This window comes from Pseudomonas sp. BMS12 (genome assembly GCF_001592875.1).
In the GTDB taxonomy this organism is placed as follows: Bacteria; Pseudomonadota; Gammaproteobacteria; order Pseudomonadales; family Pseudomonadaceae; genus Aquipseudomonas.
Map to the genome: position 1 here is coordinate 234,764 of NZ_LSOF01000009.1, position 18,246 is coordinate 253,009.

At 63.1% G+C, this 18,246-nt stretch carries 17 protein-coding genes and 1 other RNA gene; 10 read left to right on the forward strand and 8 right to left on the reverse strand.

The features are described from left to right. Positions 1 to 58 precede the first annotated feature (58 nt). Both dnaK and grpE read right to left on the reverse strand, forming a co-directional pair. Positions 59 to 1,975, reverse strand: coding sequence for a molecular chaperone DnaK (gene dnaK, locus AYB31_RS10205; RefSeq protein WP_068828280.1), 1,917 nt, complete (start codon positions 1,973 to 1,975; stop codon positions 59 to 61). Between the two features lie 109 nt (positions 1,976 to 2,084). Continuing rightward, the gene (gene grpE, locus AYB31_RS10210; protein WP_068828281.1) at positions 2,085 to 2,654 is read right to left on the reverse strand and encodes a nucleotide exchange factor GrpE; all 570 of its coding nucleotides are present in this window, start codon (positions 2,652 to 2,654) and stop codon (positions 2,085 to 2,087) included. Between the two features lie 148 nt (positions 2,655 to 2,802). Here grpE and recN point away from each other — a divergent pair, with 148 nt between their 5' ends. Then, the gene (gene recN, locus AYB31_RS10215) at positions 2,803 to 4,476 is read left to right on the forward strand and encodes a DNA repair protein RecN (protein WP_068828283.1); all 1,674 of its coding nucleotides are present in this window, start codon (positions 2,803 to 2,805) and stop codon (positions 4,474 to 4,476) included. 58 nt (positions 4,477 to 4,534) lie between these two features. Here recN and fur read toward each other — a convergent pair whose 3' ends face one another. Next, positions 4,535 to 4,945: a ferric iron uptake transcriptional regulator gene (gene fur, locus AYB31_RS10220; protein WP_068828284.1), complete on the reverse strand. Its 411-nt coding sequence runs from the start codon at positions 4,943 to 4,945 to the stop codon at positions 4,535 to 4,537. A gap of 97 nt (positions 4,946 to 5,042) precedes the next feature. Here fur and AYB31_RS10225 point away from each other — a divergent pair, with 97 nt between their 5' ends. Next, complete coding sequence (locus AYB31_RS10225) at positions 5,043 to 5,558, forward strand: outer membrane protein assembly factor BamE (RefSeq protein WP_068828285.1); 516 nt, start codon at positions 5,043 to 5,045, stop codon at positions 5,556 to 5,558. A gap of 55 nt (positions 5,559 to 5,613) precedes the next feature. Here the strand turns inward: AYB31_RS10225 and AYB31_RS10230 are convergent, their stop codons facing one another. Beyond that, a complete protein-coding gene (locus AYB31_RS10230; protein WP_068828286.1) occupies positions 5,614 to 5,934 on the reverse strand; it encodes an RnfH family protein in 321 nt (106 codons plus the stop codon). Then, positions 5,927 to 6,361, reverse strand: a complete 435-nt coding sequence (locus tag AYB31_RS10235) for a type II toxin-antitoxin system RatA family toxin (protein WP_068828287.1) — start codon at positions 6,359 to 6,361, stop codon at positions 5,927 to 5,929. The genes AYB31_RS10230 and AYB31_RS10235 overlap by 8 nt, the downstream gene beginning before the upstream one ends. Before the next feature lie 130 nt (positions 6,362 to 6,491). On the opposite strand from AYB31_RS10235, the gene smpB reads away from it, so the two are divergent. Next, complete coding sequence (gene smpB / locus AYB31_RS10240; RefSeq protein WP_068828288.1) at positions 6,492 to 6,983, forward strand: SsrA-binding protein SmpB; 492 nt, start codon at positions 6,492 to 6,494, stop codon at positions 6,981 to 6,983. A 69-nt stretch (positions 6,984 to 7,052) separates the two neighbouring features. On the opposite strand, the gene AYB31_RS10245 is transcribed toward smpB, so the two are convergent. After that, positions 7,053 to 7,817 carry an FCD domain-containing protein gene (locus AYB31_RS10245; RefSeq protein ID WP_068828289.1) on the reverse strand — a complete coding sequence of 255 codons (765 nt, stop codon included), beginning with the start codon at positions 7,815 to 7,817 and terminating at the stop codon, positions 7,053 to 7,055. A 280-nt stretch (positions 7,818 to 8,097) separates the two neighbouring features. Between AYB31_RS10245 and AYB31_RS10250 the strand changes: the two genes are divergently transcribed. The 5 genes from AYB31_RS10250 to AYB31_RS10270 all read left to right on the forward strand — a co-directional run bounded on the left by AYB31_RS10250 (position 8,098) and on the right by AYB31_RS10270 (position 13,547). Then, positions 8,098 to 9,792, forward strand: a complete 1,695-nt coding sequence (locus AYB31_RS10250; protein WP_068828291.1) for an L-lactate permease — start codon at positions 8,098 to 8,100, stop codon at positions 9,790 to 9,792. A gap of 67 nt (positions 9,793 to 9,859) precedes the next feature. Then, entirely contained in the window at positions 9,860 to 10,999 is a 1,140-nt protein-coding gene (gene lldD / locus AYB31_RS10255) for an FMN-dependent L-lactate dehydrogenase LldD (protein WP_068828293.1), read from the forward strand. A 2-nt stretch (positions 11,000 to 11,001) separates the two neighbouring features. Continuing rightward, on the forward strand, positions 11,002 to 12,714 hold the full coding sequence (dld, locus tag AYB31_RS10260; RefSeq protein WP_068828295.1) for a D-lactate dehydrogenase: 1,713 nt from the start codon (positions 11,002 to 11,004) through the stop codon (positions 12,712 to 12,714). Between the two features lie 200 nt (positions 12,715 to 12,914). After that, positions 12,915 to 13,187, forward strand: a complete 273-nt coding sequence (locus AYB31_RS10265; protein WP_068828298.1) for a hypothetical protein — start codon at positions 12,915 to 12,917, stop codon at positions 13,185 to 13,187. A gap of 99 nt (positions 13,188 to 13,286) precedes the next feature. Beyond that, on the forward strand, positions 13,287 to 13,547 hold the full coding sequence (locus AYB31_RS10270) for a hypothetical protein (RefSeq protein ID WP_068828300.1): 261 nt from the start codon (positions 13,287 to 13,289) through the stop codon (positions 13,545 to 13,547). A 58-nt stretch (positions 13,548 to 13,605) separates the two neighbouring features. Here the strand turns inward: AYB31_RS10270 and AYB31_RS10275 are convergent, their stop codons facing one another. Then, positions 13,606 to 16,524: an ATP-binding protein gene (locus AYB31_RS10275; RefSeq protein ID WP_068828302.1), complete on the reverse strand. Its 2,919-nt coding sequence runs from the start codon at positions 16,522 to 16,524 to the stop codon at positions 13,606 to 13,608. Positions 16,525 to 16,679: 155 nt separating this feature from the next. Between AYB31_RS10275 and ssrA the strand changes: the two genes are divergently transcribed. Continuing rightward, positions 16,680 to 17,037: a transfer-messenger RNA gene (gene ssrA, locus AYB31_RS10280) on the forward strand. Positions 17,038 to 17,158: 121 nt separating this feature from the next. After that, positions 17,159 to 18,022 (forward strand): hypothetical protein, encoded by an 864-nt coding sequence (locus AYB31_RS10285; RefSeq protein WP_153020694.1) that lies wholly within the window; start codon positions 17,159 to 17,161, stop codon positions 18,020 to 18,022. Here AYB31_RS10285 and AYB31_RS10290 read toward each other — a convergent pair. Then, positions 18,006 to 18,246 (reverse strand): tyrosine-type recombinase/integrase (locus tag AYB31_RS10290; protein WP_236715532.1); only part of this gene is annotated, 241 nt, incomplete at its 5' end. The two genes, AYB31_RS10285 and AYB31_RS10290, sit on opposite strands and share 17 nt — an antisense overlap.

An 18,246-nucleotide genomic window follows, 5' to 3' on the forward strand; every position in this document is an offset into this window, starting at 1 on the left:
TCGAGCGACCGGCCGCGGCACACGCCGCGACCGGCTGAAGGCAAGTAGTCCCGCGGGCTTACTTGTTGTCCTTGACCTCTTCGAACTCGGCGTCGACCACGTCGTCAGCACCATCTTTGGCAGCATCGGCTTCAGCAGCCTCGGCACCCGGCTGCGGCTGCTCGGCGTACATCTTCTGCGCCAGCGGCGTGGTGGCCTCGGACAGGGCGTTGATCTTGGCCTCGATGGCTTCCTTGTCATCGCCCTTGAGCGCAGCTTCCAGATCGCCAATGGCTTTCTCGATGGCAGCCTTCTCGTCAGCAGTGGCCTTGTCACCCGCCTCGGTGATCATCTTGCGGGTGGCGTGCACCAGACCGTCGCCCTGGTTGCGCACTGCAGCCAGTTCTTCGAACTTGCGGTCTTCCTCGGCATTGGCCTCGGCGTCACGCACCATGCGCTCGATTTCCTCATCGGACAGGCCGGAGTTGGCCTTGATCACGATGGACTGAGTCTTGCCGGTGGCCTTGTCTTTGGCGCCGACGTGCAGGATGCCGTTGGCGTCGATGTCGAAGGTCACTTCGATCTGCGGAACGCCACGCGGCGCCGGCGGGATCTCGGCCAGGTCGAACTTGCCCAGCGACTTGTTCTGCGCCGCCTGCTTGCGCTCGCCCTGCAGCACGTGGATGGTCACGGCGCTCTGGTTGTCGTCGGCGGTGGAGAACACCTGCGACTTCTTGGTCGGAATGGTGGTGTTCTTCTCGATCAGCGCGGTCATCACGCCGCCCATGGTTTCGATACCCAGGGTCAGCGGCGACACGTCGAGCAGCAGCACGTCTTTCACGTCGCCAGCCAGTACCGCGCCCTGGATGGCGGCGCCCATGGCCACGGCTTCGTCCGGGTTGACGTCCTTGCGCGCTTCCTTGCCGAAGAAGTCGGCAACGGTCTTCTGCACCAGCGGCATGCGGGTCTGACCACCGACCAGGATCACGTCGTTGATCGAACCCACGTCGATGCCCGCGTCTTTCAGTGCGATACGGCACGGCTCGATGGTGCGCTGCACCAGGTCTTCAACCAGGGCTTCGAGCTTGGAACGGGAAATTTTCACGTTCAGGTGCTTCGGACCGCTGGCGTCGGCGGTGATGTACGGCAGGTTGACGTCGGTCGACTGGCTGGAGGACAGCTCGATCTTGGCTTTCTCGGCGGCTTCCTTCAGGCGCTGCATGGCCAGCGGGTCGCCCTTGAGGTTCATGCCGGTTTCTTTCTTGAACTCGTCGACGAGGTAGTCGATCAGGCGAATATCGAAGTCTTCACCACCGAGGAAGGTGTCACCGTTGGTGGCCAGCACTTCGAACTGGTGCTCGCCGTCGACTTCGGCGATCTCGATCACCGACACGTCGAAGGTACCGCCACCCAGGTCATAGACGATCACGGTGTGGTCGCCCTTGGCCTTGTCCATGCCGTAAGCCAGTGCCGCAGCAGTCGGCTCGTTGATGATGCGCTTGACGTCCAGACCGGCGATGCGACCGGCATCCTTGGTGGCCTGACGCTGGCTGTCGTTGAAGTAAGCCGGCACGGTGATCACCGCTTCGGTCACGGTCTCGCCCAGGTAGTCCTCGGCGGTCTTCTTCATCTTCTTCAGCACTTCAGCGCTGATCTGCGGCGGTGCCATTTTCTGGCCGTTGACTTCGACCCAGGCGTCACCGTTATCGGCCTTGGCGATCTTGTACGGCACCATCTGAATGTCTTTCTGCACGACGTCTTCTTCGAAGCGACGGCCGATCAGACGCTTAACTGCGTACAGGGTGTTGTGCGGGTTGGTCACCGCCTGGCGCTTGGCCGACTGGCCAACCAGGATCTCGCCATCGTTGGCGTAGGCGATGATGGACGGCGTGGTGCGAGCGCCTTCGGCGTTCTCGATGACCTTGACGTTGCCGTTTTCCAGAATGGAGACGCAGGAGTTGGTGGTCCCCAGGTCGATACCGATGATTTTGCCCATGTTCAAATTCTCCGAAACTTGTCTTTAACTTTGAGTACGCCGCGGTATTGATCACGCGGCGTCAGCTACTGAATCGCTTGCCCTGTAGATGGGGGCGTTACCGACTATTTCAAGCCTGCTCGTCGATCGACGGCGGCGGCGTGGTCGGCGCCTTGCTGACCACGACCATGGCCGGGCGCAGCAGGCGGCCATTGAGCAGGTAGCCCTTCTGGAACACCTTGAGCACGGTATTGGGCTCGGCGTGGATGCTTTCTTCCATCGCCATGGCCTGATGGTGCTCAGGATTGAACGGCGTGCCGTGCGCGTCGATCGCCTCCAGCTGGTAACGCTTGAGGGTGTCATGGAACAGCTTGAGAGTAAGCTCCATACCTTCGCGCATGGCCTTGCTTGCCTCATCGGCAGCACTGGTCAGTTCCAGGCCACGCTCCAGGCTGTCGACCACCGGCAGCAGGTCGTTGGCGAACTTTTCCAGGGCGAACTTGTGCGCCTTCTCCACATCCTGCTCGGCGCGGCGGCGCACATTCTGCAGGTCGGCGGCCATGCGCAGGGACTGATCCTGGGCAGCAGCCAGTTGTTCTTCAAGGCTCTGTACGCGAGCGCCCAGATCGGTCTCAGCGTTCGCCTCGGGGGCCTGGTTGTCTTCGGCCTGCGCCGTATCCAGGGTCTGTTCGTCAGCCATCGGGTCCTCCTGTGAATGCGACAGCGGGTCATGGCCCGCGCTTCTGGCCTCCTATATGGGGCCCGTCCGCAGGGTTTCAAGGGTTATTGCCGACGCCGAACAAAACACTGTATAAATACCCAGCACAAACTTTCTGGGAGCGCTCACCATGCTGGTGCACCTGTCGGTCAACAACTACGCCATCGTCGAACACCTGGATCTGGAACTGCAGCGCGGCATGAGCGTGATCACCGGCGAAACCGGCGCCGGCAAGTCGATCATGCTCGACGCCCTCGGCCTGGCCCTGGGCGACCGCGCCGACAGTGGCGTGGTGCGTCCAGGCGCGGACAAGGCGGACATCCTCGCCAGCTTCGACCTGGGCGACATCGCCGAGGCGCGCACATGGCTCGCCGAGCGCGACCTGGACAACGACGGCCCGTGCATTCTGCGTCGCGTCATCACCAGCGAAGGCCGCTCGCGCGGCTACATCAACGGTACGCCCTGCCCGCTGGGCGACCTCAAGGCCCTGGGCGAGCTGCTGATCGACATCCACAGTCAGCACGAGCATCAGTCGCTGCTCAAACCCGACACTCACCGGCGCCTGCTCGACGAGTACGCTGGCAGCCAGGAACTGGCTCGCCAGGTACAGCTGGCCGCCCAGCGCTGGCGCCAGACCCGCCAGGAGCTGCAGCGCCTGTCCTCGAGCGGCGACGAACAGCGCGCCCGCCACCAGTTGCTCAGCTACCAGCTGGAAGAGCTGGACAACCTGGCGCTCGGCGACAACGAACTGGAACAGCTGGAGCAGGAACACAAGACCCTGAGCAACGCCGAGCAACTGCTCGGCGCCTGCCGCCAGGTACTCGACCTGTGCAGTGAGAGTGACGCCGGCAATGTGCTGTCAGCCCTGACCGCCAGCCTCAACCGTCTCACCGCCTTCAGCGGCCAGCCCGGCGCGCTGAGCGAAGCCACCAGCCTGCTGGCCAGTGCCCAGATACAGGTAGAGGAAGCGGTGGGCGAGCTGAACCGCTTCATCGACCACTTCGACGCCGACCCGCAGCGCCAACAGTTCCTGGAAGAGCGCCTGGACGCCATCTACAGCCTGGCGCGCAAACACCGCGTACAGCCCTTCGAACTGACCGAACTGCAGCAGCGATTGTTCGAAGAACTGGAAGGCCTGAACGCCGACGACGAGGCCGTGGAGCGCCTCGGCGAAGAGCTGGCCTCCTACGCTCGGCACTACCAGGAAAAAGCCAGTGAACTGAGCATCCTGCGCCAACAGGCAGCCAGCCGCCTGGCCGAAGCGGTACAAGTGGAGATGCAGACCCTGGGCATGCCCGGCGGCCGTTTCAGTATCGAACTGCAGGCCGGCGGCAGCGACGAACCGCAACCGCATGGCCTGGAGCAGGTGGAGTTCCTGGTCAGCGCCAACCCCGGCCAGCCGCTGAGATCGCTGGCCAAGGTTGCCTCCGGTGGCGAGCTGTCGCGTATCAGCCTGGCCATCCAGGTCATCACCGCGCAGACCTCGCGGGTACCGACCCTGGTGTTCGACGAAGTCGACGTCGGCATCGGTGGCCCTACCGCCGAAGTGGTCGGCCAGTTGCTGCGCCGCCTGGGCGAGCGCGGCCAGGTGCTGACCGTGACCCATTTGCCGCAGGTCGCCGCCCAGGGCCACAACCACCTGTTCGTGCACAAGCAGCGCGGCAGCGACGAAACCCGCACCGCCGTAGCCAACCTGGACACTGCACAGCGGGTCGAGGAAGTGGCACGCATGCTGGGCGGCGTCGACCTCACAGACGAATCCCTGCAGCATGCCCGCAAGATGGTGACCAGCGTCCAGGGCTGAAAACACAGGCACAAAAAAGGCGCCTCGCGAGGCGCCTTTTCATGACTTCACAGTGCGCTTACTTCTTCTTGCGCACGTAGAGCACCAGATTATGGTCAACCAACTCGTAACCGTGTTGCTTGACGATATCTTTCTGCAGCTTCTCGATTTCCGGATCGAAGAACTCGATCACTTCGCCACTGTCCACGCAAACCATATGGTCGTGATGGCCGCCATCGGCCAGCTCGAACACGGCATGGCCACCGTCGAAGTTGTGGCGCTCGACCAAGCCGGCTGCCTCGAACTGGGTCAGTACGCGGTAGACGGTGGCCAGGCCAACATCCTCGCCCGCTTCCATCAGGGCCTTGTACACATCTTCAGCGCTCATGTGACGCTGGCCGGAAGTGGCCGAGTCAAGCATCTGCAGGATTTTCACGCGCGGCAGAGTGACCTTGAGGCCGGCTTTGCGCAGTTCGTTGTTTTCAACCATGGTCAGCTTTCTCGTGGTTGCTGCTTTCGCAGCTCCCGTTTATGCGGGTATGATCGGGGTTTATTTGCCCAGCCAAGATAGTGGAAGTCACCCACCGATGCAAAACACCAAGCTCCTGCTGCCCAGCCTCACGCTAGTGGGTCTGTTCGCACTCGCCGGCTGTTCGTTTCCCGGGGTCTACAAGATCGACATTCAGCAGGGCAATGTCGTGACGCAAGACATGATAGACCAGTTGAAGCCTGGAATGACCCAGCGCCAAGTGCGCTTCATCATGGGCAACCCGCTGATCACCGACACCTTCCATGCCAAGCGCTGGGACTACCTGTACAGCATCCAGCCAGGTGGCCGGCAGCGCTACCAGGAGCGCATCGCCCTGATGTTCGACGCCAACGACCAGTTGATCGGTCTCGGTGGCGACTTCATGCCGGGCGTCAGCCGCGATCAGGAAATTCTCGGCGAAGGCGCGGACAGCACCGTGACCACTCCGCCATCGCAGGAAGTGGAACAACCTGCCAAGCCAGGCTCGCTGCTGGAACAGATCCAGCGTGAAGTCGATGCGGCAGAGCCCGTGGCAGTTCCGATTCCGGAGCCGCTGGACCCGCAGCCGCAGTAAGCAGCACACAAAAAACCCGGCCTAGGCCGGGTTTTCTTTTCCCAGACGGCTACACCTATTCTTCGGCCTGAGCCGCCTTGGCCTGCGCGGCCTTGGCTGCACGCTGCTTGCGCACTTCCTTCGGATCGGCAATCAGCGGCCGGTAGATCTCCACCCGTTCACCGTCCTCAAGCAGACGCTCCTCGGGCTTCGGCACGGCCTTGCCGAAGATACCGAGCGGCGCGGCCTGCAGATCCAGACCAGGAAAGTGCGCATCCAGCCCCGAACGCAGTGCGGCATCACGCACCGTGCTACCGGCCGGTAGGCTGAGGCGCAGCAGTTTCTGCTTGTCGGCCAGGGCGTAGACCACCTCGACCACGATATTAGGCTTATCCATAGAGTTGCTTGGCTCTCTGGCAGAAGGCATCGACCATGGTGTTGGCTGCCTGGGTGAACAGTGGCCCCAGCGTAGCCCGAACCAGCGGGCCGGCGTAATCGAAGGTCAGATCCAGGCTGATCTTGCAGGCTTTGTCACCCAGGGCCTTGAACTCCCAGAGCCCCTGCAACTGACTGAAAGGGCCTTCCTCCAGCTGCATCTCGATGGCCTGTCCAGGCACCAGGCTGTTGCGAGTCATGAAGCGCTGGCTGATGTTGCCCTTGGCCACGGTCAGGCTGGCGCGCATCTGGCTTTCACTGACCTCCAGCACCTCGGAAGCCGAGCACCACGGCAGGAACTGCGGGTAACTGGCCACATCGTTGACCAGATCGTAGAGGGCCTGCGCCGGGTAGGGCAGCAGCGCCGAGCGTTGGATTCGCGTGCTCATCAGCCTTCATTTCCACAACTGCAGCGCCGCCCAGGCGGACGCAAAGAAGCGCGCATTGTGCGGAATTCGACCTGCCCCCTCAAGCGCAGCTGTCGCCAGCATCGTGCCGACTCCCTATAATGCGCGCCCTATGGCTAAACAGAAGAAACATCCCTCCGGGACCATCGCGCTGAACAAGAAGGCGCTGCACGACTACTTCATCGAGCACAAGTTCGAGGCAGGCCTGGTCCTGTCCGGCTGGGAAGTGAAGAGCCTGCGCGCCGGCAAGGCACAGCTGGTCGACAGCTACGTGCTGCTGAAAGATGACGAAGCCTGGCTGATGGGTTGCCACATCACCCCGCTGACCACCGCCAGCACCCACGTCATCGCCGATCCGACCCGCACCCGCAAGCTGCTGCTGAACAAGCGAGAGCTGGACAAGCTGTTCGGCTCCGTGCAGCAGAAGGGCTACACCTGCGTCGCGCTGTCGATCTACTGGAAAGCCCACCTGATCAAGTGCGAGATCGCCCTGGCCAAGGGCAAGAAGGATTTCGACAAGCGCCATACCGAGAAAGAGCGCGATGCCGACCGCGAAGTCCAGCGTGCCATGCGCACCAAGGGCAAGGGCAGCAACGACGACTGAGGAATCGCCAGCCAGACGGCGAGTTTCCGAACAACATGAAGGGCGCCTCGGCGCCCTTTGTTGTGCCTGCTAGAGACCCCGACGCTGCGCCCGAGCCAGGCGTTTAACCTCCTGCTGGGCCTCGTCGAGCACTTCCTGCACATAGTCGATGTGGCGACTGGAGCAGTCCCGCGCCTCTTCCGCGCGTCGTTCGATGATCGCCTCGAACAACGCCCGATGCTGCTCGCGCAGGCGCTCGCGCGTCTCGCCACGCTGCAGGTACATACCGCCGATGTTGGTCACCACGTTGTGCTTGAGCAGGTCGAACAGGCCACGGATGGTGTGCAGCAGCACGGCGTTGTGGCTGGCCTCGGCGATGGCCAGATGGAAGCGCGCATCGGCGGCGCCCTCTTCGACCCGCGTCGCCTTGCTGCCCTCTGCATAACAGGCCTGCAGGCTCTCGTAGGCGCTGCGCAAGCGCTCATGATCCACCGGCGTGGCCCGCAGCGCAGCGTAGTAGGCGCAGGAACCCTCCAGGGTATGGCGGAACTCCAGCAGGTCGCGCTGGGCGTCCGGATTATCTTCCAGCAGCTGCAGCAACGGGTCGCTGAAAGTCGAGCCCAGCTGCGCCGCCACATAGTTGCCACCGCCCTGACGACTGACCAGCAGCCCGCGCGCCACCAGCTTCTGAATCGCCTCGCGCAACGAGGGGCGTGACACGCCGAAGCGCTCGGCCAACTGACGCTCGGCGGGCAGCCGCTCGCCGGCCTTGAGGGTGCCCTCGAGGATCATCGCCTCCAGCTGGCTGACGATGTCGTCCGACAGACGGCGCTGTCGTATCTGCCCCACTTCCATAACCCGCTCCATTGACCTCGCGACCGGCTCGGCGCCGGCTCCTGGCGGCAAGCCTATCCGCCTCCCCCGGTACCAGCAAGACGAGGCCCTGCGACCAAAGTCGAAGGCGCGGAAATTGACAGCGGCCGAGCCCGACTCTTACCCTGAGCCCCACACTTTGTAAATTGGTATTACCAATTATTCAAAGCGCAACCAACAAATCCAACAATGCGCGAGGTATCCAACATGTCTCTTTCCCCTTCACAGCCGCGCCTGGCGCGCCCCTGATCGGAGCCATCAGATGTCTTCCGGACTGCTCGCCCTGCTCGCCTTCTCCCCCATCCTGCTCGCCGCCATCCTGCTGATCGGCCTGCGCTGGCCGGCCAAACGCGCGATGCCGCTGGTCTACCTGCTCACCGCCGGTATCGCCCTCACGGTGTGGGATATGAGTTTCAACCGCGTACTCGCCTCGACCCTGCAAGGCCTGGTCATCACCGGCGGCGTACTGTGGATCATCTTCGGCGCCATCCTGCTGCTGAACACCCTCAAGCACTCCGGCGGCATCACCGCGATTCGCGCCGGCTTCGCCACCATCAGCCCGGATCGGCGTATCCAGGCCATCATCATCGCCTGGCTGTTCGGCTGCTTCATCGAAGGGGCTTCCGGTTTCGGTACCCCGGCCGCCATTGCCGCCCCGCTGCTGGTGGCCATCGGCTTCCCGGCGCTGGCCGCGGTCATGCTCGGCATGATGGTGCAGAGCACCCCGGTGTCCTTCGGCGCGGTCGGCACGCCGATCATCGTCGGCGTCAACAGTGGCCTCGACAGCGCCGGCATCGGCAACCAGCTGGCCGCCCACGGCTCCAGCTGGGACGCCTTCCTGCAGTTGATCACCAGTGAAGTTGCAATCATCCACGCCACCGTCGGCACCCTGATGCCGCTGCTGATGGTGCTGATGCTGACGCGTTTCTTCGGTCGCGAGAAAAGCTGGAAGGCCGGCTTCGAGGTGCTGCCCTTCGCCGTGTTCGCCGGCCTGGCCTTCACCCTGCCCTATGCCGCCACCGGCGTGCTGCTCGGCCCGGAGTTCCCCTCCCTGCTCGGCGGCCTGATCGGTCTGGCCATCGTCACCACGGCGTCGCGCTTCGGCTTCCTGGTGCCGAAGAAGCACTGGGACTTCGTGCCGGCCAACGAGTGGCCGAACGAGTGGCTGGGCAGCGTGGAGATGAAGCTGGACAGCCTCACCACTCGCCCGATGAGCACCCTGCGCGCCTGGCTGCCCTACGTGCTGGTCGGCGCCCTGCTAGTGATCAGCCGCGTGTTCCCCGACGTCGGCGCCGCGCTGAAGTCAGTGGTGCTGGTGTTCCCCGACATCCTCGGCGAGGCCGGCATCAAGGCCGACTTCATGCCGCTGTACCTGCCGGGCGGCATTCTTGTCGCCGTGGTCATCGCCACCTTCTTCCTGCACGGCATGAAGGCCCGCGAGATGGTCGCTGCGGTCAAGGAGTCGTCCAGCGTGCTGCTCGGCGCCGGCTTCGTGCTGCTGTTCACCGTGCCCATGGTGCGCATCCTGATCAACTCTGGAGTCAACGCCGCCGAGCTGGCCAGCATGCCGATCACCATGGCCCGCTACGTGGCCGACAGTGTCGGTGGCATCTACCCGCTGCTGGCCCCGAGCGTCGGCGCCCTGGGTGCCTTCATCGCCGGCTCCAACACGGTGAGCAACATGATGCTCAGCCAGTTCCAGTTTGGCGTGGCGCAGAATCTGGGCATCTCCACGGCACTGATCGTCGCCGTACAGGCCATCGGCGCCGCCGCCGGCAACATGGTGGCGATACACAACGTGGTCGCCGCTTCCGCCACCGTCGGCCTGCTCGGCCGCGAAGGCAGCACCCTGCGCAAGACAGTCTGGCCGACCCTGTACTACGTGCTCTTTACTGGAGTGATCGCCCTGATCGCGATCCATGTCTTCGGTATCAGCGACCCACTGCAAGGGCTCTGAATAGCAGCCTGGCCACGCCCTGCCCCGCGCAGGGCGCGGTCGTAACAGACCTCACGGAAATCTGCCCATGATCATCTCCGCCTCCACCGACTACCGTGCCGCCGCCCAGCGCAAGCTGCCGCCCTTCCTGTTCCACTACATCGATGGCGGCGCCTACGCCGAGCACACGCTGCAGCGCAACGTCGCCGACCTGGCCGACATCGCCCTGCGCCAGCGCGTGCTGCGCAACATGGCCGAGCTGAGCCTGGAAACCGAGCTGTTCGGCGAGAAGCTGGCCATGCCGGTGGCCCTGGCCCCGGTCGGCCTGACCGGCATGTACGCGCGCCGCGGTGAAGTACAGGCGGCCAAGGCGGCAGCGGCCAAGGGCATTCCCTTCACACTGTCCACCGTGTCGGTGTGCCCGATCGAGGAAGTGGCGCCGGCCATCGACCGGCCGATGTGGTTCCAGCTGTATGTGCTGAAGGATCGCGGCTTCATGCGCAACGCCCTGGAGCGGGCCAAGGCGGCGGGCGTGACCACCCTGGTATTCACCGTCGACATGCCGGTGCCCGGCGCCCGCTATCGCGACGCCCACTCCGGAATGAGCGGCCCCAACGCGCCGCTGCGCCGCGTGCTGCAGGCCATGACTCACCCGGCCTGGGCCTGGGACGTCGGCCTGCTGGGCAAACCGCACGACCTGGGCAATATCTCCGCCTATCGCGGCAACCCGACGGGGCTGGCCGACTATATCGGCTGGTTGGGCGCCAACTTCGATCCGTCGATCTCCTGGAAAGACCTGGAATGGATTCGCGAATTCTGGGACGGCCCGATGGTGATCAAGGGCATCCTCGACCCGCAGGATGCCAAGGACGCCGTCAGCTTCGGCGCCGACGGCATCGTCGTGTCCAACCACGGCGGCCGCCAGCTCGACGGCGTGCTGTCCAGCGCCCGTGCCCTGCCGGCGATTGCCGATGCGGTGAAGGGTGATCTGAAGATCCTGGTCGACTCTGGCATCCGCACCGGTCTCGACGTGGTCCGCATGCTCGCCCTCGGCTCCGACTGCGTGATGCTCGGCCGCGCCTTCGTCTACGCCCTGGCCGCCGCCGGTGGTGCCGGCGTGAGCAACCTGCTGGAGCTGTTCGACAAGGAAATGCGCGTCGCCATGACCCTGACCGGCGCCAAGTCCATCAGCGAAATCAGCCGCGATTCGCTGGTCAAGGAGTTCTGAGCATGACTGCTGTCAGCCGCGACGCCCTGCTCGCCCAACTGCGCGACGCCGTGGGCGCCGACCAAGTGCTCACCGACGAGCAGAGCACCCGGCGCTTCCGCAAGGGCCATCGCTGCGGCGAAGGCGGCGTACTGGCCGTCGTGCGCCCAGGCACCCTGCTGGAGCAGTGGCGCGTGCTGCAGGCTGCCGTGGCGGCCGATCGCATCGTCATCATGCAGGCGGCCAACACCGGCCTGACCGGCGGCTCGACCCCGGACGGCGACGACTATGATCGCGAGATCGTGCTGGTCAGCACCCTGCGCATCACCGGTGTACAACTGATCAACGACGGTCAGCAGGTGGTCTGCCTGCCAGGCGCCACCCTCGATCGCCTGGAGCAGGCCCTGGCGCCGCTGGGCCGCGAGCCCCATTCGGTCATTGGCTCATCCTGCATCGGCGCCTCGGTACTCGGCGGGGTGTGCAACAACTCCGGCGGCGCCCTGGTACGCCGCGGCCCGGCCTACACCGAGCTGGCGCTGTACGCGCAGGTCAAGGCCGACGGCTCGCTGGAGCTGGTCAACCACCTGGGTATCGAGCTGGGCGACAGCCCCGAGGAAATCCTCACCCGCCTGCAGCAGGGCGATTACAGCCCACAGCAGATTCGCAACGAAGATATCGGCAAGGGTTCGGACGAACGCTACGGCGAGCACGTACGCGACGTCGACGCCGACACCCCGGCGCGCTTCAACGCCGATCCTTCGCGCCTGTTCGAGGCCTCCGGTTCGGCCGGCAAGCTGTGTCTGTTCGCCGTGCGCCTGGACACCTACGCCAAGGAAGCCAGCTCGGTGTTCTACATCGGCAGCAACGACCCGCACGACCTCACTGAAGTGCGCCGTCACCTGCTCGCCCATCTGCCGCGCCTGCCGATTGCCGGCGAGTACATCCACCGCACGGCTTTCGACATCGGCGAAAAATACGGCAAGGACACCTTCCTGCTGATCGACACCTTCGGCACGGCCAAGGTGCCCACCGCCTTCGCCATGAAGAGCAGGGTCGACGGTTTCTTCGAGCGCTTCGGCCTGCGCGGCGTGACCGACCGGATACTGCAGCCCCTGATGAACCTGCTGCCCAGCCATCTGCCCAAGCGCATGCGCGACTACCGCGACCGCTACGAGCATCACCTGCTGGTAAGGGTTTCCGACGACACCAAAGACGCGACCCGCGCCTTCCTCGCCGACTACTTCGGCCAGCGCAGCAGCGGCGCCTTCTTCGAGTGCGATGCCGAGGAAGGACGCAAGGCCTTCCTGCACCGTTTCGCCATCGCCGGCGCGGCGATTCGCTATCGCGAGGTGCACCAAAGCAGCGTGGAAGACATCGTGCCGCTGGACATCGCCCTGCGCCGCAACGACCGTGACTGGGTGGAGGTGCTGCCGGCCGAGATGGAAGAACAGATCATCCACAAGCTCTACTACGGGCACTTCTTCTGCCACGTGTTCCACCAGGACTACATCATCAGGAAGGGTGTCGACCCGCTGGCCATGGAGCACCGCATGTGGGCCCTGCTCGACGAGCGCCGCGCCGAATACCCGGCCGAGCACAATGTCGGCCACCTCTACGTGGCCAAGCCCGCGCTGGCCGGTTTCTACCGCGAGCTGGACCCGAGCAACACGCTCAACCCCGGCATCGGCCACACCTCGAAGAAGAAACACTGGCAAGACTGCTGCGGCGGCCACTGAGCATGCGTGGGCTATGCGTGAGCGCACCCCGTGCGCGCCGCGTGCCCTGCCGCAAAAAACCTGAACCCCTGGGCAACCTGCCAAGTCCATCTCTGTAAGCCCGTCACCGGGCTTCGTACTCGGATGGCCTAGCCTGCGCGGCCGCAACGCCAGCCGTAGGCAGCGTTCCGAGACAGACAGGAAGCAACAGGAGATACAGCATGAAACGTACTGCCCTACTCTTTGCAGCAACACTGATCACCGCCCCGGCATTCGCAGCCGACGACCAGTGCAGCCTTAACATGCAAAAGCTCGACGACGAGCTGACTACCAACACGACCTTGGGCGAGCCGCTGAAAACCCAGGTCGAAGAGTTGAAGACCCAGGCCATGACGGCCCAACAGGCCGGCAAGACCGAAGACTGTGCGGCAGCCTCCAACCAGGCACTGATGCTGCTGGAGAACTCCGAAAAAGGTGGCGAGGGCGGCAGCTAAGCCCACCTGGCGCGGCAGGGCCAGCCCTTTCCAGGTTGGCCCGCGCCGGGCCCAGCGCTCTCTATACTCAAACCTCCATCCCTGCTCCGGAGGTGCCTCATGCGACGTGTTCCTCTACTTCTCGCCCTCACCCTGGCCGGCGCAAGCCTGTTCAGCAGCAACCTGTGGGCCATGCACTGTCCACAGGACATGGCCAAGATCGATGCTCTGCTCAAGACCGATCCGCCGGCAGATCCCGAAGTGCTCGCCGAGGTACAGCGCCTGCGCGCCGAAGGCGAGGAGCTGCACAAGGCGGGCAACCATGCCGAGTCGGTAAAGGTGTTGGACGAAGCCATGAGCCTGCTGCAGGCCAGTGAATAACCCCTGCGTCTGCGCGAGACACTAGAGTCCGCGCAGACGCGAACCCGCGCCTTGACCGCTAGGCATCCTGTCCCAGCAGCGACAGCGCCACGCGCCGCAACTGCTGCAGATCCACCGGTTTCAGCAAACTGGCCTCGGCACCCATCGCGCGAGCCTCGGCCAGCACTTCCTCGTCGGCGGCAGCGCTGACCACCAGCACCGGCACCTCGGCCAGCCGCGGCTCGCGACGCATGTGCTCGAGCACTTCCAGGCCACTGCCATCGGGCAGGTCGAGATCGAGCAGCACCAGCGCAGGCGTTTGTTCGGCCAGGTACAGCATCGCCCGCCGCACCGATGGCACACCATCGACCCGCGCCATGTCACGCAAGCCCTCCTGCAGTACGCGCATGCAGGCCAGGTGATCCTCCACGCACAGCACCGGCACCAGATCCTGTGGTGCCCGCTGCACCTGCTGCCCAGTCGACTCGACGACCTGGGTGGGTTCGGCAGCACTGGGCAGTTCGATCCAGAAGCGACTGCCCAGGCCGGCATCGCTGGAGAACCCCATCTCGCCCCCCATCAACTCCGCCAACTCGCGACAAAGCACCAGACCGATACCGGTGCCGGGGATGTTGGAGTTTTCCCGTCCCAGGCGCTGGAAGGGCTGAAACAAACTCTGCTGCTGCTGCTCGGTGAGCCCCGAGCCGCTGTCCTCGACCCATAGCCGTACGCCACCGGCACGCACCTCATAACCCATGCGGATCATGCCCTGCGGGCTGTTGTACTTGATCGCATTGGACAGCAGGTTGAGCAGCACCTGGCGCAGGCGCCTGGGATCGGCGAGGACATACAGGGGCGGATACGCCTCGGCCTGTACCTGCAACTGCAGTCGGCGCTGCTGAACTTCGGGCTGTACCAGTTCGGCACAGCTGCGCAGCAAGGGGCCGATATCGACCGACTGCAGCTGCAGCTGCTGCTGGCGGCTCTCGATACTGGACAGGTCGAGGATATCGTCCACCAGGGAAGTCAGGTGGCGGCTGGCGACGACGATCTCGCGGGCATATTCGGCCTCCTGCGCACGCTCCGCATGGTCCTGAGCCTCCAGCTCGATCAGCTGGGCAAAACCGTGGATGGCGTTGAGCGGCGTGCGCAGTTCATGGCTCATGCTTGACAGGAAGCGGCTCTTGGCCTGACTGGCGGCCTGCGCCTCCAGGCTGGCCCGGCGCAGTTCTTCCTGGACCTGCTTGAGCCGGGTGACATCCACATGGGTACCGGCCGCCCGCAGCACGCGGCCCTCGGCATCGCGCTCGATGACCTTGCCGCGGCTGAGCAGCCAGGCATAGCGACCCTGGGCATCAGCATAGCGGTACTCGGCTTCGAAAAAGTCCGCATGGGTCTCATCGGCCATGCTCAAGCGCATATGGCGCACCCGGGGCAAGTCATCGGGATGCACACGCTGGTTGAACTCGGCAAATGGCAGGCAGCTGTCGCGCAACCCGAAACGCCGCACAAAGCGCTCACTGATACAGATACTCAGGCTCGCGGCCTCGACTTCCCAGAGGCTCTCCGTGGTGCTTTCCAGCACCAGTTCGAGAGTGCGCTGGACCTCTTCGCGCCCCTGCTCACTGAGTTGCAGTTGCAGGCCGGCGTGCTGCACCTCCTCGGCCATCTCCGCCAGTTCGCGAATACTGGTCGGTGGCGGCTGCGGCTTGCGCTCGCCGGCCGCCAGGCTGCGCATCATCTCGACGATCCCGGAGATCGGCTCAGCCAACTGATTGCTCAAACGCCGCGAACGCAACCACATCCAGCTGCCGAACAGCAGATAGAAGAACACCAGGCCGGCGATCAGCAAGTAGCCAATGGCCTGATACTGCTCGGCCAGGCCGTTGGTCTCACGAAAGATGTTGGCCTCGTCCACCACCAGCAAAAGGCGCCAGCGCGTCTGCGGCACCTCGCTCCAGGCCATCAGCTGGCTACGCCCACCAAGCTGGACCTCCTGCACGCCGTGGCGCTGCCCGTTCATGGCCGTCAGCAACGTCTGCAGCCCAGGTTGTCGATCCAACTTGAAATCGGCTGGCTTGAGCACCTCGCGGCGCACTGCCTCGGCATAGGAATAGTCGGTCAGTTCACGCAGGCCAAAATCCTTCTCCCCCGCCGCCGGCAGGGCCATGATCTCGTTATCGCTACCGACCAACAGTGCATAGCCCTGCCAGGGCACCTGCAGGCTGCCGATCTCACTGAGCATCTGCCCGACCGTGACATCCAGGCCGACCACACCTTCGAGTTTCTCGTCACGGTAGACCGGAGCGATTGCCGACATCGTCCAACCCAGCCCGGCCGGATCGAGATAGACCTCGGTCCATACCGGCCCCCGGCTCGGGTTGTGCTTGGCATCGGCCAGGTAATAGAAGTTGTACTGCGGGATGACCATGTCATGCGGGTACTGCTGCAGCACATCGAAGTAAGGGTAGATGCGGTTGTAGCTGTCCCAGCTGTTGAAATAGATCGCCGCCACCAACGGATCGGTCTGCTGGATCGAGCGCATCAGCGGATCCAGGCGCGACAGGCGCAGCGCCTTGTCGCGGTCCTGTTGCTCCGGAGGGGTACTGGCGGCATAGAAGGACGCCGCCCGGCCATCGTCGCTACGACTATGGAATACCCCGTCGGCGGTGCTGGCGTGACGCATGTGCTCCAGCTCGTCCGGCTGGAAGCGGCGATCCTGCAGCGCCTCGCCGACTGCATCGCGGTAGATGCTGACCTGCGCCTCGATAGCCCGCAGGCGTCCATCGATCACCTGCCCCTCGCGCCGCACCGCGCGGTCCAGGTTCTCCAGGGCACTGCTCTGCAGATAGCCGACCTGGGCCTCGCGAATGGACTCATTGGTATAGAGGTAGACGCCGATCAACACCGACTCCACCAACACCAGGGGTATCAACGCACTCTGCAGAAAGGCGCGCCAGATCCAGCGACGCAATGGCTTGAGCGTTGCAGGCGTCATGCCGGCGCTCCTCGGATTGGAATCAGACAGAGGATGGCACATGACGCTCGAACGGCCAGCCATCCCGGGCAGACGCCATTGTAAGGGTAGAACGGAGGTCGACGCTGACCAACCTTTGGCGTAGACTCGCAGCCGTACCTTGCAAGACTGTAATTGGGGCCGATTAGGATTCGACGCCGGTAACAAAACTTGAGGGGCATGCCGAGTAGGTGACAGTTCTCGTAAATCCGCTGCCACAACTTCATAGTTGCCAACGACGACAACTACGCTCTAGCCGCCTAAGTGCCGCTAGCTGACCCTAGGGGATGCCTGTAAACCCGAAGATTTGGTCAGTCAGATAGAACAGGATCGCCGCCAAGCTCGCTGCAGGTGTAACGGCTAAAACTTATGCAGCTCGCTCCAAGCACCCTGCCACTCGGGCCGCGCGGAGTTAACTCAATAGAGATGGCTACGCATGTAGAACCGATAGCGGCGAACTGGCGGACGGGGGTTCAAATCCCCCCGGCTCCACCAAACAAACCCCTGATTTTCCTAAAGAAAGTCAGGGGTTTTTCTTTGGGTGTCGAAAAAGTGTCGAGCTTCCAGCCCCCTTAGATATGCTAAGGAACCCAGTCACCCTCATATGCATTCCTTCATGATCACAGCCGAGTTCGTCGAACTGCTCTCCAAGGTTCCTAACGTAGTCTGGTCAGGGCTATCAGCAGCGCTACTCACCCTAACTGGGGTAGTCATCTCAAACGCAAGCAACACGAAGCGGTTGAAGATTCAGCTCAAGCACGATGCATCAGAAAAAGCCAAAGAGCGCACCGGGAAGCTGAGGCAAGAAGTCTACTTACTCGTGGCCGAAGAGCTAGGGAAAGCCAACCATTTCCTGGGCTCTCTAGGCTCAGTCGACATTACTAAAGAAAATGCAATGCTTGAAATGCGTGGCCTCTTCTCAGCTGTCACGAAGCTACAGCTGGTCGCGGAACCGAGCACCGCATTTGAAATCAGTGAGCTGAGCGCGAAATACGGTGCAGCAACCCTACGCCTACTGGCAGCATCTGACCCGATAAGGCGGAATCGCATCGACATCGAGATCGCTAATAAGAGCTATGAGGAATCGCTTAAACAAGTCAGCCGCTACCAAGAAACTCTCACAGAAATGGTCGACTCAGGCGTTGTAAACCCTCAGGTGTTCGATCAACTTCAAGAGCGCCATGACTACCATTTCGAGCAAATGAGTACCCACAGCGAGAAACTCAACCTACTTTGGGACGACAACGTCCGAAAGCATGTGGCCTTTACAAAAGCACTAATCGCAGAAATGAAGCCCCTGTGCTCTGACTACGTCGAAGCGCTAAAGGCAATCCGTGAAGACCTTGGCCAACCTACCGTATCTCAAAATTTTGAGCAGCAAATGCTCAATCATTGGGATCAGATGGAACAAGAACTGGTAAATGTCCTTAAAACTCTTCAGTCAAATGAGCACACGCCCCCTTCTAGCTCCCTACCTTAGGCGCTAAACGAACAGCATCGGCCAAATGATCCGGGGCTAGATGCGCATAGCGCATGGTCATGGCCAAGCTGGAGTGACCCAGGATTTTCTGCAGGGTAAGGATATTCCCGCCGTTCTGAATGAAGTGACTGGCGAAGGTGTGCCGCAGTGAATCGCCCCTGGTTTCGTAGACATCTCCAAGCCTCATAATGAGGTCCATCAGGAGGTGCCATGAGCAACCAGCG